Source organism: Pseudonocardia sp. SID8383 (assembly GCF_009864975.1).
GTDB lineage: Bacteria > Actinomycetota > Actinomycetes > Mycobacteriales > Pseudonocardiaceae > Pseudonocardia > Pseudonocardia alni.
Map to the genome: position 1 here is coordinate 15,068 of NZ_WWFY01001201.1, position 21,067 is coordinate 36,134.

Genomic DNA, 21,067 nt, shown 5'->3' on the forward strand with positions numbered 1-21,067 from the left:
CGATGAAGCATCCTGCCGTCCTGATCGCGCTCGCCGCGGTCGCCGGGATCGTGTTCGGTCTGGTGTCCGGCGAGTGGGCAGGCAACCTGAAGGTCGTCGGCGACGCCTTCATCCGGCTCGTCCAGATGGCGATCGTGCCGCTGGTCATGACCTCGGTGATCGCGGCCTGCGGGTCGATGACCGGGTCCGGCACCGGCCGGCTCGCACTACGGACCTTCGCCTGGATGATCGGTCTGTCGGTCGTGGCCGCGGTGGTCGCGGTGGTGCTCGGACTGCTGTTCCGTCCGGGCGCCGGAATGGTCGCGACGGCCGCGCCGGACGCCGCGCCGCCGCCCGCGGCGGTCCCGGAGAGCTGGCAGGACACGGTCCTGGGCTTCTTCACCACCAACGTCGTCGAGTCGATGGCCGAGGCGGCGATGGTCCCGATCATCCTGTTCTCGCTGCTGTTCGGCGTCGCCCTCAACCGGCACGTCCACGCGACGGGCAACGCACTCGTCCTCGACGTCGTCGGGCAGCTGCAGCAGGTCCTGCTCACCCTCATCCGGCTGGTCATGTACGTCGCACCGATCGGGGTCTTCGCACTGCTCGCCGACCTGTCCGGCCGGATCGGCTTCGCCGTGGTCGGGTCGGCGCTGGCCTACCTCGGAACCAACCTGCTGGGCGTCGTCGTGCTCACCGTGCTGTTCGTGGCGATGGTCGCCGCGCGCACCCGGCTCAACCCCGCGCGCCTGCCCCGCACGCTCGCGGAGCAGACCGCCGTCGCGGTCACGACGACGAGCTCGGCCGTCACCTACCCCACCGTCCTGCGCACCACGATCGAGAAGGTCGGCGTGAGCCCGCGGGTCGCCAACTTCACGCTGTCGGTGGGGCTGACCATGGGGTCCTACGGTGCCGTCCTCAACTACACGATCGTCGTGCTGTTCCTCGCCCAGGCCGGCGGCGTCGACCTGTCGGCCGGGCAGATCGTGTTCGGGATGGTTCTCGCGATCCTGCTCAACATGGGCACCATCACCGTGCCGGGCGGGTTCCCCGTCGTGGCCCTGTTCCTCGCCACCACCCTCGGGCTGCCGCCCGCGGCCGCCGGGCTGCTGATCGCCGTCGACTGGTTCACCGGGATCCTGCGGACGTTCCTCAACGTCAACGCCGACACCCTGGTGGCGATGCTCGTCGCGCACCCTGACGGGGAGATCGACCGGGACGTCTACGACGGTGCGCGCGCCGGGGATCCGGTGGAGACGGCGGTCGGGAGCGGCCCGGGAGGCTGACCCTCGGAACCACGCGTTCGCGAGCCTCGGCAGTCATGTCGGTCAGGGGCCGGACCTGCTCCGCAGTCGGATACCCCCCCGGCAGCGACCTCACCCGGGCCGGGACAACGCGGGCAGGCGTGGTCCGGTCCTTCAGGCGCAGCACAGAAGGGTCAGACCCGATCAAGTCCCATGACGTGAAGCGGGGCCCAGCCTGACGGCTGGGCCCCGCATTCACAGAGACAGATTCTACTGATCCAGATGTCCGGAGGCTTCTCTAATGATCACCCTCCCGCTCGTCTCGATCCTTCGCCGTCCCTCTGGCGTTCAGGCCGTCCAAGTTCGAGTGAGAAGGTAGGTATCGCTCCCGCTCGCGTCAAGCCCCTCTTCCGCAGTCCGTCTCTGCGGTGATCCCGACGCCCTGATCGCAGTCGCCGAGCGGGCGCGCTCCCCGCTGCCCCTGAGGGTTCGCCATCCACTCTCGGACGTCCTCGACCACACGGCCGACCGGCTCCAGGGCGTCTGTACGGCGCCTCGTCGTTGTCGGGGTCGACACGACGTCGCCGCCGAGGCAAGGCCCCGGACGACGGACTCAACAAGGCGACGCCTCGGGGATGAGCAACCGCGTCGAGATGTGCCACGTCAACGACCGAGCCGCCGGGATCGTTCAGGGGTCCATCACGGAGCAGGGCCGGACAGCCTGCCCCGACGCCGCGGACGGGCGGGAGGTGTGGTGAGCGAAGCGGCGTGGCCGGCGTGGCCGGCCTGCGCCGCCGCAGGCGGCGCCTTGACGACTCACACGTCCCTGTCCGAAAGATCAGCGACCAGCTCGGTCACGCGAAGATCAGCATGACCCAGGACCGCCATCTCGGGCGGCGGGCTCACCGACCGTCAGACCGCCGACGTCCTGGAGGACATGTTCGCCGAGGACACGAAAACTGTCCCAAAAGCGTACTCTGATCTTGAAGGCGAGCCGGACGCATCGCTCTCACCTGCGGATTGTGTGGGCCCCCGGGGGATCGAACCCCGAACCCGCGGAGACAAGATCGACTTCTTCCGGCTGCGCTCGACGTTCGCCGTGGTCTCTCGTGCACTGCACGGACTCGCCGCCGCATCTCCCACCGACGGCGATCCGTCGTCGGCTTCTGCCGTTGAATTCCGGGGGTAACCCGGGGGCGAGCCCGCTCCCCTGCGCCTTCTGAGTGCCATCCCGTCGACCTGTCGCCAGACCGACCGTGCGGGGGCCCGTGGGCGGCCCTCGACGCAACCGCACCCGACCATGCCAAGCTCCGCCCACGGGTGCTCGTGCGGTACGCCCTCCGGGAGGTCGACGGGATGGCACGGGTCACCATCCTGTTGATCTGCCCGCCCGGCGAGGGCCCACACCGATGTACAGCGCTTCGTAACGTGACTGTCACTTTCGGCGATGTGCTTGAAGCACCGTACGTCCAGCAGGGGGAAGATCGTTGAAAAAGGAGGCCCGTCTCCTAAAGGCGAAGTCGCTAAGTTCTCTCACGCTTAGTATTGACCATTTTAATCGCCCGTGGGATGTCGGACGAACAGATGCTGTCCTGATGTTGCTCGATCATTCCTTCGAGATGTTCCTAAAGGCTGCGATCCTTCACCGCGGGGGCAAGATCCGCGACAGGCGGAGTGATAAGAACACGATCGGATTCGACACTTGTGTCCGGCGGACATTGTCGGCACCAGGTGTCAAGTTTCTCACAGAAGAGCAGGCTCTGACACTTCAAGCCATCAATGGCTTGCGAGACGCCGCGCAACACCATCTCGTCGACATTAGCGAGGGCCACCTCTACTTGCAGGCCCAGTCCGGCGTGACACTTTACCGCGATCTCCTTAAGACAGTCTTCGACGAAGAACTCCGCGAGGAGCTACCCGAGCGAGTTCTACCCATCGCCACGATTGCACCTCTGGATCCCATCGCGCTCTTTGCAGACGAAATTAGCGAAGTTGCGAGGCTGCTCGGCCCTGGAAAGCGCCGCGGCGCGGAGGCAGCAGCTCGCCTCCGCGCATTGGCGATTGTCGACGGAGCGATGCAAGGCGAGCGGCTGCAGCCGACAGATGCCGAGCTTCAGAAGCTCGGCAACCGGATCGCGGACGGCAAACTGAACATGGGGGACCTGTTTCCAGGAATCTCGGCGGTAACCTTCGCCGCTGACGGATCGGGCCCTACCGTCAGCCTTCGGATCACGAAGAAGGAAGGAATTCCGGTCCACTTGGTCCCAGAGGGAACCGCAGACTCAAGCGTAGTCAGCGTCAAGCGCGTCTCTGAACTCGACTACTACAACCTGCGGTTCAGCGATCTCGTGAGGAAGCTCTCGGTGACCACGAACCAAGTGACCGCCCTAATAGATCTACTTGACATCAAAAAGGATGAGAACTTCGCCAAAAAGTTCTTTAACACGTGGTGCTACTCAGGCAAGGCTCTCGCTCGCCTACGCGAGGGCCTTGGTGAGAAATCTGCTGCGGACTGGTATAGGGAATACCGAATGAAATTGGTCAAACGTAATGCGTAGGCCTCCCACTACCGCTGTAGAGGTCGGGCCGCGGCTACGACCGTATACTTGTAGACGCTAGCTCGTCGGCTCCTTCGCCTCCCGGGCGCTCGGCGTTGGCAACTCGGAAGCACTTATCAGGGGTCCTTCACAAATATGTACGAGGATTTGCTCGACTGCAGGCCAGATCTTGAGCGAACGATTCAAAATGCTGACGACATCGAGCAGATCGTCGTTCCAATCATCCTCCCAAACTTCGGGGCGGATCTTATCCAGCGGCTTCGGGCTGGAGGCAGCTCGGCCGTAGCCTCTCCGGGTTCGGTGAGCGATCCACCGACGCAAGACCGCATAGCCGCTGACTTCAAGGTTCCAGACCGCCTCTTCTACTCCAGAGAGTTGGCCATCGCCGATACGTAGAGTTTGACTGGAGGCGTCGAACACCACCTCGTCCATCGAATCGGGGAGCTGACTTACGGCAGTCAGCCAGCCGAGTTGCGGCTCGCGAGGAATGTGACTAGAACGTTGCCGGCTATTACAGCGCTCTCCGAAAGTATGCAGCCAAAGTAGCTCTTTTCCGATCTCAACTACTTGGTGAAAGAGGGTCGGATCGGAAGTTAGAGGGACTCGCGGGCCTGGCGAAGTTAATGCGTCTGAGAATCTCTCATGGTATGCAGGCGCACTCAGCAGAGCGTAGACGTACGCAGCGATATCCTCGGGCTGCGGATTCGGTCGGACCGGATCACTTTCCCTCAAGTGGGATCCGATTGCCTCTAAGAAGCCCTTAGTGATATTTGGCTGAATTGCACCAGCATCACGGTAGAGGGGGATCGTATCTTTGCCGCCATAGTTCCCGCGGAAGTGGTGCAGGTCAGGAACATCTACGGCCGCTGTCATTGACGGTCCCGAGCCTAGCGGGGTCGTCATCATCGTGGATAGAAAAATTTGTTGATCAGACAAGGAGGCCCAGAGTGCCGGGCGCTCCAGTGCGAGCAGTCGTGGATCTTTGATGATCCACTCACGATCAAAACTGCGGTAGGCATATCGAACGATTTGTTCGTGATCAGCGTCTGCCTGGAGTGCGCTCAGCTGGGGCAACCGTTGGACCTTGGTGTGAATGTTCCGGCCGGTAGCCGCAGTCACGTACGCTTCTGCGCGCTCCTCGGCGGTCGGCAACTCGACGAGGGACCGCCAACGCCTCTTCAGGGTTTCAGGAGAAGGAGCGATGGGCCAGGTCCGCCCAGCCTTCAGACCTGGAAACTGCCACGGGAATATCTGCGCCAATGAGGGCATCTCGTGCCACGCGTCGTCTCCTCGCCGCGGAGTCATTAGATCGCCATGCTTGGACAGCGTTAGCTCCACCCAATCTGCCGGGTCGGCGATGGGGGAACTAAGCTCAGAGACTCTTCTCAATTTATCGCGTCTGGAACCTTCCAGCTTGCAGTACAGAACCTTTGGCAGCCTACTTCGGTCGCTCGCCCCATCTCGCATGATGGTAACAACCGCAACAGGGGTTTCGATCGCGAAGACATTCTCTTCGGCCCGCGGGCCCCGATTGTTCCCGCCTAAGTCGCAAACCCAGATCTCGTCACCCAGCTCTTGAGCCAGCTTCCTAAGTCCAACGAAACCGGGACCTGATAGCCACGAACTCGCAGTGATGAAGGAGACAACTGCAGGACCATCGCCAGCAGCCTCGAAAGTTTTCCAGATAGCCCATCGCCAAAAGTAGATGTACAGATTATAGAGACTGGCAATGTGGCTGAACTTCGTAGAAGCTTGCGCTGGCTCCAGGATGTCAGCGAACAGCGCACGCCCCGCCCCTGGCGAGACAACCCAGCCACCCACTCCACTTGATTGACTTACCCGGTCATAAGGAGGATTTCCGATAGCTACCATTACTTCTTCGTCGCGTTTGACCATCTGTGCTCGTCGGCGCTCCTCGGCAAGAACGTCGGCGTCTCCCCATAGAGGCAACGTCTCGGGTACGGAGCTGGGATCGTCAAGGGTATCCGTTAGATAGACCCGAACCTCGGGAGGAAGGAGCTGGCCTGCCACCTCAGCGATTCGCTGTCCAATGCGCAGGTGAGCGACCGCGTATGGCCCCGGCATTAGTTCGAAGCTGATGAGGTTCCTAGCGAGTGTGCCAGCTACTTGCGCCGGACCCGCCGGACCGCGCTGCCGCGTCGCCGTTTGCGCCGCAGCGTCGATGATGGCAAGTGGGTATGTCCCGCTTCCACAAGCGGGGTCAAGTGTGACCACGCTTGAATCTGCGAATCCAAGTTTCCGGTTGAAGCGAATGCGCAGGATGTCCTCCACTACCCGCACCTGATGCTGAACGACATCAGTCGGTGTGTAGTAGACGCCTGCCTTCTTGCGGGCTTCCGGGTCGAACGCGTGAAGGAAGTCCTCGTAGAACCACAGCCAAGGCTCGCCACGCGGATCTTCGCTTCTGGCGATGGCCGCAGGATCAACAGCGGACGCGAGACGCTCAATGGCGCCAACCTCGTGTCGAATTTGGTCCAGTAGGCCTCGTACGCCAAGAACCGGACCGAGAGCTGCAGCAAGAACCGGACTAGTTCCCTCGATAGCCTGGCGCGCCTCGTCAAGCTCGATTAGCTTGTCCGCGTTGACATCGGCTCCGCCCCGGAGCGCAGCAATGGCCATACTGTACGCAATTACCTGAGACAAATCGTTCGCGAAGCCAGCGTCGTCGACGCCATTATGAATATGCGCGGCCCAGGTGGCTTTCCCGCGGTGAATGGGAGTATCGCCGGATGCCCGCAGCAAGATCCCGATACGATCCCGCAGCATCCGGGCCAGCGGTGCCAACCTCGACGCAAGATCTGAAACGCGCTTGATTGTTGAGGGCCGAGAGCTGATGAAAAGCGCCAGAGTGTCACCCAGAGGCTCAGAGGACCAAGCCAAGCCGGCCTGCATAGGCAGATCAACTGGCTCGCCGACTGGCGCTCCTTCTCGATACAGTTGAAGTTGATGGCCGTTGCACACAAGAAGGGAGTCAAGCGCGCTGAGTAGGGCCCATTGTTTTGCCTCTCGCCCTTTCCACTTACTCCCGTCGATTGTCTTGGTGGGGGCTTTCAACTCGATCCAGCCACAAGGATGGCCACCTGCGAGTGCCGCGAAGTCCGGCCTCACACCATCAAGTTGCGCCTCGCGCACCAGGACTAGTACTGCAACGGCAGTTGATTTGCCCGGTGGTCGCTCACCGCGGCGCCGATAGTGGCAGTCGCGGGCCTGTTGCTGGCGTTCGCGTCGCCATGTCGACCAATGCATGACGTGGTCGACGCAGGTCAGCGGGGTGAAGACGAGAGTGGCGAGGAGGCGGCGGATCTCGTTGCCCGACAGTGGGATCAGTCGACGACGGCCGGTTGAGGATCCCCCTTTTCGGTCTCGCGTTCGTGTTCGGTGGCGCGGGTGGCGGCGAGGTAGGCGGCGGCGAGCATGGCCAGGGTGATGTGGGCATACCAGGCTCGGTAGGAGCGCACCTGGTAGTGGTCGAGCCCGGCTTCGTTCTTCGCGGTCTGGAAGCACTCCTCGATCGCCCACCGCGACCCGGCAACCCGAACCAGCTCGCGGAGTGGGGTGTTCGCGGGTGCGGCGCAGCGGTAGAACGCCAGCTCACGCACCGTCTTGTCCTCGTCGGGTTCGGTCTGGCGACGCACCAGCAGCCAGTGCCCCCACTCGTCCGGCAGCCCCGTGGACTCCAGGGCCACCGCGGTCCAGTCGTAGACCCGCTGCCCGTGCGCTCCCGGCCCGATCGAGCGCTGTTCCCACCCGCTGGCGCCGGTGCCGGGGTCGCGGGCACCGGCGATCGTGGCCAGGACCTTGGCCTGGCGGCGGTGCCCGTCGGTGCAGCGCAGGACGTCGTCGTTGCGGGTGGCGAGCACGAACGGGATCTGGCGCTCGGCCAGCCAGGTGCGGAAGGTGGGGTTCTGACCGTAGGCCTCGTCCGCGGTCACCCACGACCCTGTTGTGAGCGCTTCGGCCGAGCGGGCGCGTTCGAGCATGGCGATCCCGAGCTGTGGTTTCGTCGCGAACCCGACCTCGTCGGGGACATCGGCCTTCGCGCACCGTTCGCGGTCCTCGGTCCACGAGGTCGGCAGATACAGCTCCCGATCGATCAACGCCCGCCCTCGGGCGCTGGCATAGGCCAGGAAGACACCCAGCTGACAGTTGTCGATCTTGCCGGTGGTGCCGGTGTACTGGCGCTGCACCCCGGCCGAGCGGGTGCCCTTCTTGATGAACCCGGTCTCGTCGATGACGAACACCCCGCTCACCGGGTCGCCGAGTGTGTCGAGGACGTAGTCGCGGAGGTCGTCGCGGACCCCGTCAACGTCCCAGTCCGCGGTGCGCAGCAGCCGCTGCGTCCCGTCCGGCGAGACCGCACCGGCGTGCTCGGCCAGGGTCCAGCCGTTCTTGCGCTCCAGCCCAGCCAGCAGCCCGCGCACGTACGCTCCGGCCCGCGCGCGGGGCTCACGACGGAAGAACCGAGGACCGATCGAGGCTATGACCTGGTCCAACGCCGCCACCCACCCAGCAAGATCCACCACACGGCGATCATCACCGCCGAACGACCGTCAGCCTCTCACGACACGCCGAAACCGCCGTTGCAGTACTAGCGATGTGCCGATGCTGGCCGCGACACTCTCAAGCAGGTCCTTGACCGGTGCGGTCAGCTGCGCCTCAGGCTCAGCAGCAAGTGCAGCCTCCGCGGCGGCGTTGACCGAGGTTCGGTAGTCGTCGGCGAGGCTCTCGTCGGTCACGCTGGGACGCTATCCGATCCGTTCAGTGACCGGGGCGCTTTGGGGCAAGCCGCGCGGAGACCGGCCGTAGGCCGCAGCTCCGCGTGGCTCGCGCCGGAGGCGCCTTGATACCGAATGGAAGGTCTAGACACGGCGAACGCTGTCGCCGCCCGATGGTGCGATTCCTGCTGGTCAGGAGGGGTGGACGATCGTCCCGTCGTGAGCCCGTGAGCAGGGTTCCGCGGTGAGCGCGTCGAGAACCCGGACGACGTAGGCGGGCATCATGCGGTCCTCGACCTCCTCAGCCGTGAGCCACTCGACGCGCTGCGATTCCGCGGTGGTCGTCGGCGCGCCGGAGACGAAGTGGCAGCGGTAGACGATGGCGACGACGCCAATGGTCATGTTCTTGTAGACCCCGCTGAGGTGGTCGACGGCGACGGTCACACCCGTCTCTTCGGCGATCTCCCGGACGACACCTTGCTCGAAGGTCTCGTCCTGTTCGAGGACCCCGCCCGGCGCTTCCCAGCGGCCGTTGTCGCGACGCTGCACAACGAGGATGCGTCCGTCTTCGCGGACGGTGACCCCGGCTACGGCCACGGAGTGGCGCGGCATGCTGGTCATGCTCGGTTGGGCTGCCAGACGACGAGGGTCTTGTCGTCGTGCGGCTTGGCTCGTGGGAGGGCCTGCCCGTTCGGGTCGTTCTCGGTCTCCCAGCGGTGCAGCCGGTCAAGCAGAGCTTGGAGCTCCGCGTCGTCGCTGGCGGCAACGTCAGCCCAGGGCAGGCCGAGATGGTCGATGACCCGTTGAGCGCCGTCGGTGGCGATGACGGCCCAGGAGACGGATTCGTTGGGGATCTGCATGGTCTCGGCGTGGTGTCCCGCGGCGGGGTCGGCTTCGGCGATCCAGTAGCCGTCTTGGGTATTGCGGGCCTGGACTTCGCAGCGCTGGATGGTGGTCAGGAGGTCGCGATGTCCGTCGTCGTAGCCGTGGCCGTGGCGTAGGCGCTCGTGGTAGTTCCGGCGGGCGGCTGGGGCGACGGTGGAGAGGCGATCGTCGCGAAGGCGAACCTCTCCCCCGCTGGTCAGTCCGAGCACGATGGTGTTGTCACCGAGTGCCGCCACCTCGATGGTTGTCTCGGTCCACCGGAGCAGGGCCACAGTCGATGACGGACCTCCCCCGGGTGCGATTCCTAGGGTGCCCGTGGCGTCGGCGATCGCCTCCGCGATGACGTCAGGCAGTTCGTCGCGGCCTGCGAGTCGGGTAGCCAGGGCGTCAAGCAGGGTGTCGACGTAGCGCTCAGCCGGTGGGACCTCGGGTGCGCTTGCGGTGGCACCGTCGAGCACGACGATGCCGTGCGGTGTTGCGATCCACCGGTCTTGCCCGGGAGGTGATCCGGCCGGTAGTAGCGCACCGTGGATGCTCATTTGGGCCACCGTCGGGGCGGCACCAGGATGTCCAGACCGGTGGGGTTCAGCTCGTGAAACTGTCCCCCGATGGCCATGCTGAACGAGTCGTCACCGAACTCGGCCCACAGTTCGGGCACATGCTCCATGAGGTAGTGCGCCGCTCCCACCGACCCGAGGGCGTGGATCCCGGCAATGTGGACCACTACAGCGCCGGAGGGCATCGTATGGCGGGCCACGTAGGCGACGTCTGCGCGGCTGGGCTGCTCGTCGTCCATCGGGGACAGGAACCGCTCGCCGGTCTCGTGGTCGATGATGGCCCAGCGGGCGCCGTCGCCGATCGACATCGTGAGCAGCGGGTCGCGCTGCATGAGCAGGTTCCCGATGTGCGCTGACGCGGGACCGCAGACCACCACGGCGTCGCGCTCGGGTTCCCACTCCTGCCGCGGGTCGATGATGCGACGCTCGACGGTGAACGCCAGGCGCTCGGTCTCCTCGGTCAGGTAGGCACCGGTGGCGTCGTCCTCGGTGGCGATGACGACGTCCTGACGGTCGAGCAGGCGCCGGCCGGGTAGCGCGATGTCGAGCGGACCGACGCCGAAGAACGCCCGATGCGGCGGGGGCGCGGTGTTCCGGATCTGGGTGATCCTGCCCTTGGTCAGGCCGAACGCACGGGCCACCTCGGTATAGCTGCCGCCGAGCTGGTCACGAGCCTCTTCGACCGCGGCGCGGCGGATGCGCGCGAGTTCCACCGATCGCTGCTGGTAGGTAGCCAGCAGGTCGGTTGCACGCCGACCGCGTCGGACCGGATCCGGCTCCGAACGCAGCGCGTGGAACTCCTCATCAACATCGACCACGCCCGCCAGTTTAGGCCCCTTGACAAGGGCCACGCCCGGCGCCATGCTTGTTTAGCCCCCTGAACGAGCCGTCTGACCGAGCAGGGGTTTAGGGGTATCAACGACGAGAGGTGGAGCGATGAGGGATCTTCCAGTGGTGCTCGACGGCTACAAGCTCACGGTGGTGGAGCCGCCCGCACCCAAGACCCGTCAGGACGCGAACGGTGCGGAGGTGCCGGTCACGGATCGGGATGGGGTGACGCAGTTCGTGGTGTCGCTGTTCGCGAAGTTGCAGGTTCAGGCGGGGCAGCGGGCGCCGAAGGGTGAGGAGATCAAGGTGACCCTGACGACGGATCCGGGTGAGGGGTTCGGGGAGGACGCCCGGGTGCAGTTGATCGACCCGAAGATCAACCCGTACTCGATCGAGTCCGCGGACGGGCGGACGGTGTCGGGGATCGCGTTCAAGGCGATGGGCCTCAAGCACGCCCACCCGACCCCTGCGCCGATGCGGCGGGGCAAGGACGACGAGAACCACTCCTGACCGACCTCTGAGTCGTCGGTGTCGCCCGCGGTGATGTGCGGGCCGGCCGCCTGATGTAGCGGTCCAATTCATGCGCCGGAATGGTGTTCCGGCAATTCCCAGTAATTCCGAGAAGGGGACACCTGTGTCCTCTACCCAGGGGTGATCTGCGGTGGTGTGTGGCGAATGCAGCGGTAGCCGGTCCTGCGATGTGTGCGACGGCTACGGCGACTCGATCAACAACATCGAGTGCGGGGCGTGTGGTGGTTCCGGGGTCTGCCCGGGCTGCTTCGGAGACGGCGAGACCAGTGCCCCGGCGGCGCTGGTGGAGATGGAGATGACGCGATGAGCGCACCGACGAACACCCGCCCGCGGGTGACGACCGGGGTGGGTCGCCTCGTCCGGCGGCTGGAGATCGAACGGCGCCGCTGGGCCCGCACCGAGCACCCCGTCATCGCGACGGAGCAGGCGTGGCGGGCCGGGGTCGCCGAGGGCTTGCGGCTGGCGCAGCTCGCCATCCGCAAGGGGGTCTGAGCGGTGGCGATCAACCTCGGAGCCCGGGACCGGGTCAAGACCCTGCCGAAGGTCAACCGCCGTGCACTGCGCAAGTACGGCGAGTTCTGGCGGGCATTGCAGCTCGTCGGGGACGCCCTCGCCGAAGCCGACAAGGTCGCCGCCAAGGCCACCGACACCAAGACCAAGCGGGGCGGCAAGGGGATGTCGGCGAAGGCGGGCGCGCACGGGGAGCACTGGTCGACCGCCTCGCCCGACGAGATCCGGGCCTCGGCGAAGACCGCGCACGCCTCCCTGCGGGTCATGGCCTCGGCGGCGAAGAAGTGGGAGGCCGAGTTGGTCTCCCGCGAGTGGAGGAAGTGATGTCGAAGGCTGTCGACCGCACCGTCGAGGAACTGGATGCCGCGATGCGCGAACTCCGCCGGAGCCTGCACGGGATTCCGTATCGGACGGGTGGGTTCAAGAACACCCACGACAACCTCGCCCGCGACGTCGCCCACCTCACCGTGCACCTCGATTCGGCACGTGGGGCTTTGCGCGAACAGAAATGACCACCTGGGTGGTGGGGTCGCCCGCTGCACTGATTCTTGGCGGAAACACACAGCGGGCGCCCCTGCTACCCGACAACTCTCGTGAGGACTGGTAGCAGTGAACAAGCGTAGTAGCACCGCAACACGCATGAACGGCCCGGCACGCACCCATGTCGGTCGGGCCTCTCGACCTCCGGGGCGGGAGTTCCAGGCGTTGGCCTGGACCGCTCGGCACCCGGGGTTCGTCGCCGTCCCCCTGGTCGTCCTCGGGCTGGCGCTCGTCCTCGGGCCGATCCTGGCTGCACTCCTGCTCGGCGCTCTGGCGGGCTCCGTGGCGGTCTGGGGCCGTGCCCACCCGGCCACCTTCGACCGGTTCGCCGCACCGGCTCTACGGGCCACGTGGCGGCGCTGGACGGTCTACCGGGGTCGTCGGTGGGCGCAGCTCATGTCCGACACCGGACTGACGAAGGAGCACCGCCACACCGGCGACCAGCTCGTCCCCCGGGTGCTGCGGGTCCGCTCGTCGTCGGCGTCGATCGACACCGTCTACGTCCGCATGGTCCGCGGACAGGACGTCGCCTACTGGCAGGAACGCTCCTCCGTCCTGTGGGAAGCGCTGATCGCGCACCGCGTGGCCATCACCCGCCACCGACCGGGCGTGGTGGCGATCGTGATCGAGTGGGAGTTGCCCTTCACCCGCACGATCCCCGCACCCGATATCCCCGAGACCACCGACGACGTGGACCTGGGCGCGGTCGAGATCGGGGACAACGAGCGCGGCGAACCCTTTACCGCCCCCGTCATCGGCGGACACCGCCTGGTCGCCGGCGCCTCCGGAGCGGGCAAGGGCTCCGTCCTCTGGTCGACCCTGCGCGGCGTGGGCCCGTGCATCCGCGACGGCATCGTCCGCGTGTGGATGGTCGACCTCAAGGGCGGTGTGGAGACCGAACAAGGCGCCCCGCTGTTCCACCGCTACGCCACCACCATGCCCCAGGCGCTGGAGCTGCTCACGGAGTTCCGGGACGCGATGCGCGACCGGCAGGACGACATGCGCGACCAGAACATCCGCGCCTGCACCCCCAGCCCGGCGACGCCGGTGGAGCTGCTGGTCATCGACGAGATGGCGATGCTGACCGCGTACGGCGATCGGTCGAGTGTGCGGGATGCGCTGCGGCTGCTGGCGGAGGTGATGACGCAGGGGCGGGCGTCGCTGTTCGCCGTCCACGGCTACCTACAGGAGCCCTCCAAGGACGTCGTCGACGTCCGGGAGCTGTTCACCCAGCGCATCTGCCTCGGCGTCACCGCCGCGAGCCACGTCGACATGGTGCTGGGCGAAGGGGCCCGGGAGCGTGGGGCGCTGGCCGATGAGATCCCCGGCGACACGCGTCATGCCGGGATCGGGTTTGTCATCGACAAGGGCTCACGCCTCCCCGTCCGCTTCCGGGCCGCTTACGTGTCCGACGACGACATCACCGAACTGGTCCAGCGCTGCACCCCGCCGCCGGACGCCGACGTGATCGACCTCAACCCCGAGCGGGGGGCCGCCTGATGGGCACCACCACCGCATGGGTCCTATGCACCTGGGCCAAGTTCACCCTGCTGTTCGCGCTGATCGTCGGCGCCACGTGGCTCTACCTCGGATCGACGTCTGGCTGGTTCTGGGTCGTCACGGGCGGTGCGGTCGTGGCGGAGTGGTACGTGGTCCGGCAGCTCGCCCGGGAGTGGTCGTGGGAGGCGCGCGCGACCTGGTGGTGGTCCGCATGACCGGCACGGTGCAGGGCGCGTTGTTCGGGGATCCGGTCACCGTCGAGACCACCGACCACGGCCCCGCCGCGACACAGGACCCGCGCGAGGTCGCCCGCGTCGTCGCCCTGGCCCAGGACCCGGGACTGTTCCTCATCGAACGCACCGGACTCGTGCTGCGCGCGGACCCGGCCCGACCCGGCTGCGCCGACCCGGTGGCCCGCCATGACGGGGACACCGTCGGTCAGCTCCTCGACACCGGACACCTCCGCCTCGGCGGCACCCACCACGTCCACCACAACGGCGCTGAGGGTCCCGCTCGCTCCGTGCTCGTGCCGAAAGCGACCCGGGACATGGTGTCGCGCTGGGACCACCTGCGCCCCATCCCGGCACCGACGCTGGAGCCCGCGAAGACGCCGCAGCGCTCCACCGGGGTGATCGGCGTCGACGTGGTCGAACCCGGCAAGGCCCTGGTCTGCCTCGGCACCACCGGGCAGGGAGGGACCGTGCTGCGCGACGGCGGCCGCTACCGGGTCGAGAACGACCACGGCGCCACCGTCGGCCACGCCAGCTCCTACCGGGCCGCTGCCCGGCTCCTCGCCCGCTACCACGGCTACACCCCGGGACCGGTCGAGATCGAGCACGAGCACCGCCTCTACCGCCGCTGACCCCGGCCGATCCGGCCCGGCCCCGCCGCAGACGAGTCCAGCTCCCGGCGGGGCCGGAGCCACCCCCCACCCACTCACCTCGTCCCTCGGAGGGATGCCGTGATCACGGCTGCCACGACTACGCCCGACCAGCACGACCACGACCTGTCCCACCTGCTGCGCTCCGACGGCTTCCAGACCTGGCGCCGAGAAGTCACCGCCATCGGCGGCTGCGCCGCCCCCATCCACCTCACCGGCTCATCCCGCATCTACGACAAGGCCACCGGCACCGTCCTCGCCGAGAGAGAAGGCGAGATCCTCGCCCCCTGCGGCAACCGCCGGGCCAGCGTCTGCCCGGCCTGCTCGGACCGCTACGCCTCCGACGCCTACCACCTGCTCCGCTCCGGGATGGCCGGCGGAAAGGGCGTCCCGGACACCGCCGCCGCCCACCCGCGGCTGTTCGTCACCCTGACCGCGCCCTCGTTCGGACCGGTCCACACCCGCCGGGTCACCGCCCGCGGCCTCGTCATCCCCTGCCGCTGCGGCGACAAGCACCACCGCGACGACCCCCGCATCGGCTGCGCACTCGATCCTGAGTCGCACGACTACGTGGGTGCGGTGCTGTGGCAGGCGCATTCCGGGGTCCTGTGGAACCGCTTCGCCATCCGCCTCCGACGGCTCTTCGCGCAGGTCCTCGGCGTCCGGGTCCGCGACTTCCGGGATCACGCACGGCTGTCCTACGCCAAGGTGGCCGAGTACCAACGCCGTGGACTGGTCCACTTCCACGCCGTCGTCCGCCTCGACGGACCCGAGGGGCCCTGGACCGCCCCACCGCCCGGGATCACCACCGAGGCACTCCATGCGGCCATCCGGGACGCCGCCCACGACGTGTCGCTGACCGTGGACCGGCCGGACGGCACCCCGCAGACGCTGGCTTGGGGGACGCAGGTCGACATCCGCCCCATCACCAGCACGACCGCGGCCTCGCTGGAGAACGACGACGGCGAGATCACCGACAGTGCCCTGGCCGCCTACGTCGCCAAGTACGCCACCAAGGGCACCGGCAAGAGCGAAGCGACCGACCGGCCGATCCGGGACATTGCCCACCTCGACCACCTCGACATCACCCCACACCACCGCAGGCTCGTCGAGACCGCGTGGGAGCTCGGCGGCCGCGAGGAGTACGAGGGCCTGAACCTGCGCCGCTGGGCGCACATGCTCGGGTTCCGCGGCCACTTCCTCACCAAATCCCGCGCCTACTCGACCACCTTCGGGGCGATCCGCGGGGACCGGCGCGCCTACCGGCTCGGCGAGACCCTCGCCGCCCTCGACGCCCCGGCTGAGCCCGGCTCGGTGCTGGTGGTCAACGACTGGGCCGTCGTCCACATCGGGCACCGCAACGACGCCGAACGAGAGATCGCCCTCGGCATCGCCGAACGACGACGCGAGCAACGCCAGACCCGCAGCACCGACCGCACACGCCTCGGGAGGACCTCATGAACGGGATCGAGAAGTTGTGGGGCGTCAAGGATGTCGCCGAGTACCTCGGCATCCCCGTCCAGACGCTCTACCGCTGGCGCTGCCAGGGCTACGGGCCCCGGGGCCGGCGGATGGGCAAGCACGTCCGCTACATCCCCGACGACGTCCGCGAGTGGGTCGCATCGCTGCGGGACGAGGTGGCGTGATGGCCCGCCCTCCCCTGCCGATCGGCACACACGGCCGCATCCGCGTCTACCAGCTCGGCCAGAAGCGCTACCGCGCACGGACGAGCTACCGCGATCACGACGGGGTCGTGCGTGACGTCGAGCGAACCGGACAGAGCCGATCCGGCGCGGAGAACGCCCTTCGGCTGGCCCTGCGTGATCGCGGCCGGGTCTCGCAGGGCGGAGAGGTCACCCGCGACTCGACCGTGCGCGACCTCGGAGAGCTGTGGCTGGCCGAGATGGACCGCGCCGTCCGACTGGGCAAGCGCTCTCCGACGACCGCCGAGGCCTACCGCTACCGATGGGACCGGCACGTCCGCGACGGCGTCGGCATGCTCAGGGTCCGTGAGCTGACCGTGTCCCGGCTCGATCGCCTCGTGGTCGAGGTCCACGACCGCTACGGGGCCGGTGCCGCGAAGACGACGCGCACGGTGCTCAGCGGCCTCGTCGGCCTGGCGGTCCGCCACGACGCGCTCGACCGCAATCTCGTGCGCGACGTCGGCCGGAGCGAGAACAGCACCTCGTCCGCCCGGTCACTGACCGTGGTGCAGGCCGTCGACCTCCGCGAGAAGATCAGCGCGAATCCGAAGGCCCGGGAATGGGACCTGGTCGACTTCACCGACTTCATGCTCTCGACCGGCCTGCGTATCGGTGAGGCGGCCGCCATCACCTGGCCGTCGCTCGATCTCGACGCCGCGACGGTCGAGGTCCGCGGCACCGTCGTCCGGATCAAGGGCCAGGGCCTCACGATCAAACCCCGGCCGAAGAGCAAGAGCGGTTTCCGCACGCTGGAGCTGCCGGGCTGGGCGGTCGCGATGCTCCGTCGTCGACGTGCCGCGAGCGTGCCGAACGAGTGGGAGGTCGTGTTCACCGCGCCGCACGGTGGGCTGCGGGACCCGTCGAACACCCAGTCGGACCTGCGCAAGATCTTCGACGCCGCCGGGTACGAGTGGGTGACCTCCCACGTCTACCGCAAGACCGTGGCGACCCTCATGGACGAGGCCGGCCTCACCGCGCGCCAGGCCGCCGACCAGCTCGGGCACGCCAAGATCTCGATGACCCAGGACAACTACTTCGGGCGCAAGGTCGCCCAGACCGGGGCCGCCGGAGTCCTGGAGGTGTTCAGCAATCCCGGGGGTAATCCGGGGGTCGATCTTGACGGTTTCGAGGAACCAGGCTCGTGACCTGGGAGAATGTGGGCCCCCGGGGGATCGAACCCCGAACCCGCGGATTAAAAGTCCGCTGCTCTGCCGATTGAGCTAGAGGCCCCTGACCGACCCCGGACACCCCGGGCCCGGCCCGCCACCGGTTACCCCCGGCCGGTCGTGGCGAACCGGACGCCATCTTACCGTCCGCAACCGGGCATCTCGTCGTCGCGACACCATCACCGTGTCGGGTGTCGCTCACCGCGGCGCCCCCACCGAACGACCGGATCCGCTGTCGCAGAGCGGTTCCCGGGCGGGGCGGGCGGCGTCGCGGGCACGTGCGGGCCGCGGGGCCGCCTGCGGGGAGGTACGGGGACCGGGCGTGGCCGCCACACGAACCGGTGGAACCTGCCTCGATGTCCGATCTCGCAGTGCCCACCCCGGCCCGACGAACGATCATCGTCGGCATGATCCACGTACGCTCCGTCGCCTCGATCGCTCTGCTCGGCTCCGCTGCGCTCGTCCTCACCGCCTGCGGCAGCAGCGGCGGCGACGAGCAGCCGCAGAGCGCCGCGCCCCGGGTCTCCGCGACGTTCGCCCAGGGCGGCGAGGGACCCGCCCACACCTACGACGCCGCGCTGGTCCCGGCCGGCTCGACCGTCGAGGTCACCAGCGCCGAGCAGGACGGCTCGACCGTCACCACGCTGCGGGTGAGCGGTCTGGTGCCGAACCGGACCTATGGCGCGCACGCGCACACGAAGCCCTGCACCGCGGCCGCGGGCACCGACGCGGGCCCGCACTACCAGTTCTCCGAGGACCCGGTGACGCCGAGCGTCGACCCGTCCTACGCGAACCCGATGAACGAGATCTGGCTCGACGTGACCACCGACGCGAACGGCGCCGGCGAGTCGACCAGCACCGTCCCGTGGGTCTTCCCGGACGACCGGCGCGCGGAGTCCGTCGTCCTCCACGAGAAGCCGACCGCCACCCACGCCGGGCACGCCGGCACCGCGGGCGGACGCCCCGGCTGCGTCACCGTCGACTTCTGACCGACGCCCAGGTCGGCGCCGCGACGCGGGCCTGGGACACTGGTGGGCGTGACCGTGTTGGACAGCGTCCGCGACGCGCGGACGGACACCCCCGCCCGCCGTGACCGCGTGCTGCCGCCGTTGCGCATCGGCCCGTTCGAGGTCGACACCCCCGTGGTGCTCGCGCCGATGGCCGGCATCACCAACCCCGGGTTCCGCCGCCTGTGCCGTGAGCAGGGCGCCGGCTACTACGTCTGCGAGATGATCACCGCTCGCGGGCTGGTCGAGAAGAACCCGCTGACGTTCCGCATGATCGCCTTCGACGCGGACGAGCACCCCCGCTCGATGCAGCTCTACGGCGTCGACCCGGTGTCGATGCAGCAAGCCGCGGAGATGATCGTCGAGCGCGACCTGGCCGACCACATCGACATGAACTTCGGCTGCCCGGTCCCGAAGGTCACCCGTCGTGGTGGCGGGGCGGCGCTGCCGTTCAAGCGGGAGCTGTTCCGCCGGATCGTGCGGGCCGCGGTCACCGGCGCCGGGGACCGCCCGGTCACCGTGAAGATGCGCATCGGCATCGACGACGAGCACCACACCCACCTCGAGGCCGCGCGGATCGCCGTCGACGAGGGCGCCGTCGCCGTCGCGCTGCACGCCCGCACCGCCGCCCAGCGCTACTCCGGCACCGCGGACTGGGACGAGATCGCCCGGCTGCGCGACGCCGTCCCGTCCCACGTCCCGGTGCTGGGCAACGGCGACATCTTCTCCGCGCAGGACGCCCTGGACATGGTCGCCCGGACCGGCTGCGACGGCGTCGTGGTCGGCCGGGGTTGCCTGGGCCGGCCGTGGCTGTTCGGGGACCTGGAGGCCGCGTTCGCCGGCCGCGAGTTGCCCGCCCCGCCGAACCTGGGCCAGGTCGCCGCGACGCTGCGCCGGCACGCCGTGCTGCTGTGCGAGCACATGGGCGACCACAAGGGCATCCGCGACGTGCGCAAGCACATCGCCTGGTACCTCAAGGGCTTCCCGGTCGGCCCGGAGCTGCGGCGCAGCCTCGGGATGGTGGAGTCGATCGATCACCTCGACGAGCTGCTGTCCGGGCTGGACCCGGACGAGCCGTTCCCGGCCGACGCCGACGGTCCGCGCGGGCGCCAGGGGTCACCCGGTCGCGTCGTGCTGCCCGAGCACTGGCTCGACGACCCGGACGACCCGTCGATCCCCTTCGGGGCGGACGTGGAGCACTCCGGAGGTTGATCACGGCGACCCCGGGGCGAACACGCGTTACCCCGACCCGGGGGAACCAGGGCGCCGAACGGGTGCCGACGCGCCGTACGCCTCAAGCGTCCCGGGGGTGTCACCGATGAACAGTCCCAGTGGCCGAACGGCTCGACGACGGGGAGGTGGACCATGACCGACACCGCATGGACGGTGCGCAGGCTCGTGCGGTCCGCACGCCGTCTCGACCCGTCGCCCCCCGCTCCCGGACCCGACACGCCGGGCGACGACGTCGCCCCCGCCTCCCCCGCGGCCCGCGCGGCCCTGCACACCGCGGCCGCCGAGCGGCTCGCGGAGCACCGTCGCTACGAGCAGGCCTACCTGCACCTGCGCGAGGCCGTCCGGCTCCTGCACGGCCTCAACGCCCCCAGCCCCCCCGACGAGCTCGACCGGCTCCGCCGCGAGCACGCCGAGGCCCGTGAGCAGAGCCGCCGCGACAGCCTGACGGCGTCGTACAACCGCCGCTACCTCGACGAGCGGCTGATCGACCTGCTCGCCGCGGGCACGGGCCTGCCGGTCTGCCTGGCGCTCGCCGACATCGACCACTTCAAGCTGGTCAACGACACCCACGGGCACCCGTTCGGGGACCGGGTCCTGCAGCGGATGGTGCTGGAGCTGGGCCGGGCCCTGCCGCCCGGGGCGTTCTGCGCCCGCTACGGCGGCGAGGAGTTCGCGCTGGTGCTGCCCGGGCTCACGGCCGAGGAGGGCGTCGCGGCCTGCGAGACCGCCCGGGAGAGCGTTGCCGCGCACGACTGGAGCGATCTGCACCCCGACCTGCGGATGACGATCAGCATCGGCGTGGCCCGGTCCCGTCCCGGCGACGACGACGTCGAGGCCCTCGTCACCGAGGCCGACGTGCTCCTCTACACGGCCAAGCAGGCGGGCCGGAACGCCGTCGCCCACCGCGACGCCGACGGCCGGGTGAGCCTCGCCGGCCCGGCATCCGGACGCCGGTCGATCCCCCAACCGGAGCAGGGCGCGTCGCGCCCCGCGCCACCCGCGCCGAGCCGGGCCGAATAAGATCCCCCGTGCGGTCCCTGCGACCGCATGATCCCGGAAGGGCGCGCTCCCCCGACGCCGCGCCCGTCACGCGCTTCCGCTCCGGCGGTCGCGACGAGGAGGCCCGGTGCAGGACGGCGACGACGAGGTGCGCCGGCCCCGGCGTACGCGTCGGCGCCCGGACGACGCGGGCCCGCCCGCGCCCCCCGCG

Annotated in this window: 21 protein-coding genes and 1 tRNA gene; 15 read left to right on the top strand and 7 right to left on the bottom strand. The window is 68.2% G+C overall.

What is annotated here, in order from left to right; translation table 11 throughout:
• Positions 1-2: 2 nt before the first annotated feature.
• Positions 3-1,265 (top strand): dicarboxylate/amino acid:cation symporter, encoded by a 1,263-nt coding sequence (locus tag GTW08_RS29265; RefSeq protein WP_202417860.1) that lies wholly within the window; start codon positions 3-5, stop codon positions 1,263-1,265.
• Positions 1,266-2,710: 1,445 nt separating this feature from the next.
• On the top strand, positions 2,711-3,781 hold the full coding sequence (locus GTW08_RS29270; protein ID WP_161152814.1) for a DUF3644 domain-containing protein: 1,071 nt from the start codon (positions 2,711-2,713) through the stop codon (positions 3,779-3,781).
• A 57-nt stretch (positions 3,782-3,838) separates the two neighbouring features.
• Here the strand turns inward: GTW08_RS29270 and GTW08_RS29275 are convergent, their stop codons facing one another.
• The 6 genes from GTW08_RS29275 to GTW08_RS29300 all read right to left on the bottom strand — a co-directional run bounded on the left by GTW08_RS29275 (position 3,839) and on the right by GTW08_RS29300 (position 10,810).
• Entirely contained in the window at positions 3,839-6,934 is a 3,096-nt protein-coding gene (locus GTW08_RS29275; protein ID WP_161152815.1) for a type ISP restriction/modification enzyme, read from the bottom strand.
• Between the two features lie 191 nt (positions 6,935-7,125).
• Positions 7,126-8,322, bottom strand: coding sequence for an IS701 family transposase (locus GTW08_RS29280; protein ID WP_161152827.1), 1,197 nt, complete (start codon positions 8,320-8,322; stop codon positions 7,126-7,128).
• A 30-nt stretch (positions 8,323-8,352) separates the two neighbouring features.
• Positions 8,353-8,538, bottom strand: coding sequence for a hypothetical protein (locus GTW08_RS29285; RefSeq protein ID WP_161152816.1), 186 nt, complete (start codon positions 8,536-8,538; stop codon positions 8,353-8,355).
• A gap of 171 nt (positions 8,539-8,709) precedes the next feature.
• Positions 8,710-9,138 (bottom strand): NUDIX hydrolase, encoded by a 429-nt coding sequence (locus GTW08_RS29290; protein ID WP_161152817.1) that lies wholly within the window; start codon positions 9,136-9,138, stop codon positions 8,710-8,712.
• A complete protein-coding gene (locus tag GTW08_RS29295) occupies positions 9,135-9,941 on the bottom strand; it encodes a hypothetical protein (RefSeq protein ID WP_161152818.1) in 807 nt (268 codons plus the stop codon). Before GTW08_RS29295 ends, GTW08_RS29290 begins: the two co-directional genes overlap by 4 nt.
• Positions 9,938-10,810 (bottom strand): hypothetical protein, encoded by an 873-nt coding sequence (locus tag GTW08_RS29300; RefSeq protein ID WP_161152819.1) that lies wholly within the window; start codon positions 10,808-10,810, stop codon positions 9,938-9,940. The genes GTW08_RS29295 and GTW08_RS29300 overlap by 4 nt, the downstream gene beginning before the upstream one ends.
• Before the next feature lie 100 nt (positions 10,811-10,910).
• Between GTW08_RS29300 and GTW08_RS29305 the strand changes: the two genes are divergently transcribed.
• From GTW08_RS29305 to GTW08_RS29350, 10 genes are all read left to right on the top strand, one after another.
• Positions 10,911-11,297, top strand: a complete 387-nt coding sequence (locus GTW08_RS29305) for a hypothetical protein (protein WP_161152820.1) — start codon at positions 10,911-10,913, stop codon at positions 11,295-11,297.
• A 324-nt stretch (positions 11,298-11,621) separates the two neighbouring features.
• On the top strand, positions 11,622-11,810 hold the full coding sequence (locus GTW08_RS29310) for a hypothetical protein (protein WP_161152821.1): 189 nt from the start codon (positions 11,622-11,624) through the stop codon (positions 11,808-11,810).
• A 3-nt stretch (positions 11,811-11,813) separates the two neighbouring features.
• On the top strand, positions 11,814-12,152 hold the full coding sequence (locus GTW08_RS29315; RefSeq protein WP_161152822.1) for a hypothetical protein: 339 nt from the start codon (positions 11,814-11,816) through the stop codon (positions 12,150-12,152).
• Positions 12,152-12,340 (top strand): hypothetical protein, encoded by a 189-nt coding sequence (locus GTW08_RS29320; protein ID WP_161152823.1) that lies wholly within the window; start codon positions 12,152-12,154, stop codon positions 12,338-12,340. Before GTW08_RS29315 ends, GTW08_RS29320 begins: the two co-directional genes overlap by 1 nt.
• Before the next feature lie 193 nt (positions 12,341-12,533).
• Positions 12,534-13,868, top strand: a complete 1,335-nt coding sequence (locus GTW08_RS29325) for an FtsK/SpoIIIE domain-containing protein (protein WP_237454291.1) — start codon at positions 12,534-12,536, stop codon at positions 13,866-13,868.
• Positions 13,868-14,083 (top strand): hypothetical protein, encoded by a 216-nt coding sequence (locus GTW08_RS29330; RefSeq protein ID WP_161152824.1) that lies wholly within the window; start codon positions 13,868-13,870, stop codon positions 14,081-14,083. The genes GTW08_RS29325 and GTW08_RS29330 overlap by 1 nt, the downstream gene beginning before the upstream one ends.
• On the top strand, positions 14,047-14,730 hold the full coding sequence (locus tag GTW08_RS29335) for a hypothetical protein (protein ID WP_346009992.1): 684 nt from the start codon (positions 14,047-14,049) through the stop codon (positions 14,728-14,730). The genes GTW08_RS29330 and GTW08_RS29335 overlap by 37 nt, the downstream gene beginning before the upstream one ends.
• Before the next feature lie 102 nt (positions 14,731-14,832).
• Complete coding sequence (locus GTW08_RS29340; protein WP_161152830.1) at positions 14,833-16,209, top strand: replication initiator; 1,377 nt, start codon at positions 14,833-14,835, stop codon at positions 16,207-16,209.
• Complete coding sequence (locus tag GTW08_RS29345) at positions 16,206-16,394, top strand: helix-turn-helix transcriptional regulator (protein WP_062401553.1); 189 nt, start codon at positions 16,206-16,208, stop codon at positions 16,392-16,394. Before GTW08_RS29340 ends, GTW08_RS29345 begins: the two co-directional genes overlap by 4 nt.
• Positions 16,394-17,596, top strand: a complete 1,203-nt coding sequence (locus tag GTW08_RS29350; protein ID WP_161152825.1) for a site-specific integrase — start codon at positions 16,394-16,396, stop codon at positions 17,594-17,596. Before GTW08_RS29345 ends, GTW08_RS29350 begins: the two co-directional genes overlap by 1 nt.
• A gap of 12 nt (positions 17,597-17,608) precedes the next feature.
• Here the strand turns inward: GTW08_RS29350 and GTW08_RS29355 are convergent.
• A tRNA-Lys gene (locus GTW08_RS29355) sits at positions 17,609-17,681 on the bottom strand.
• 343 nt (positions 17,682-18,024) lie between these two features.
• On the opposite strand from GTW08_RS29355, the gene GTW08_RS29360 reads away from it, so the two are divergent.
• The 3 genes from GTW08_RS29360 (at position 18,025) to GTW08_RS29370 (ending at position 20,877) form a co-directional block, all read left to right on the top strand.
• A complete protein-coding gene (locus GTW08_RS29360) occupies positions 18,025-18,606 on the top strand; it encodes a superoxide dismutase family protein (protein WP_073575856.1) in 582 nt (193 codons plus the stop codon).
• A gap of 108 nt (positions 18,607-18,714) precedes the next feature.
• Positions 18,715-19,836, top strand: a complete 1,122-nt coding sequence (gene dusB, locus GTW08_RS29365) for a tRNA dihydrouridine synthase DusB (protein ID WP_073575941.1) — start codon at positions 18,715-18,717, stop codon at positions 19,834-19,836.
• A 153-nt stretch (positions 19,837-19,989) separates the two neighbouring features.
• Entirely contained in the window at positions 19,990-20,877 is an 888-nt protein-coding gene (locus tag GTW08_RS29370; protein ID WP_073575855.1) for a GGDEF domain-containing protein, read from the top strand.
• Positions 20,878-21,067 lie beyond the last annotated feature (190 nt).

Coding starts and splice junctions, on each gene's coding strand:
- GTW08_RS29265 (WP_202417860.1), top strand. CDS start 3: ATGAAGCATCCTGCCGTCCTGATCGCGCTCGCCGCGGTCGCCGGGATC.
- GTW08_RS29290 (WP_161152817.1), bottom strand. CDS start 9,138: ATGACCAGCATGCCGCGCCACTCCGTGGCCGTAGCCGGGGTCACCGTC.
- GTW08_RS29295 (WP_161152818.1), bottom strand. CDS start 9,941: ATGAGCATCCACGGTGCGCTACTACCGGCCGGATCACCTCCCGGGCAA.
- GTW08_RS29310 (WP_161152821.1), top strand. CDS start 11,622: ATGAGCGCACCGACGAACACCCGCCCGCGGGTGACGACCGGGGTGGGT.
- GTW08_RS29320 (WP_161152823.1), top strand. CDS start 12,152: ATGTCGAAGGCTGTCGACCGCACCGTCGAGGAACTGGATGCCGCGATG.
- GTW08_RS29330 (WP_161152824.1), top strand. CDS start 13,868: ATGGGCACCACCACCGCATGGGTCCTATGCACCTGGGCCAAGTTCACC.
- GTW08_RS29345 (WP_062401553.1), top strand. CDS start 16,206: ATGAACGGGATCGAGAAGTTGTGGGGCGTCAAGGATGTCGCCGAGTAC.
- GTW08_RS29350 (WP_161152825.1), top strand. CDS start 16,394: ATGGCCCGCCCTCCCCTGCCGATCGGCACACACGGCCGCATCCGCGTC.
- GTW08_RS29360 (WP_073575856.1), top strand. CDS start 18,025: ATGATCCACGTACGCTCCGTCGCCTCGATCGCTCTGCTCGGCTCCGCT.
- GTW08_RS29370 (WP_073575855.1), top strand. CDS start 19,990: ATGACCGACACCGCATGGACGGTGCGCAGGCTCGTGCGGTCCGCACGC.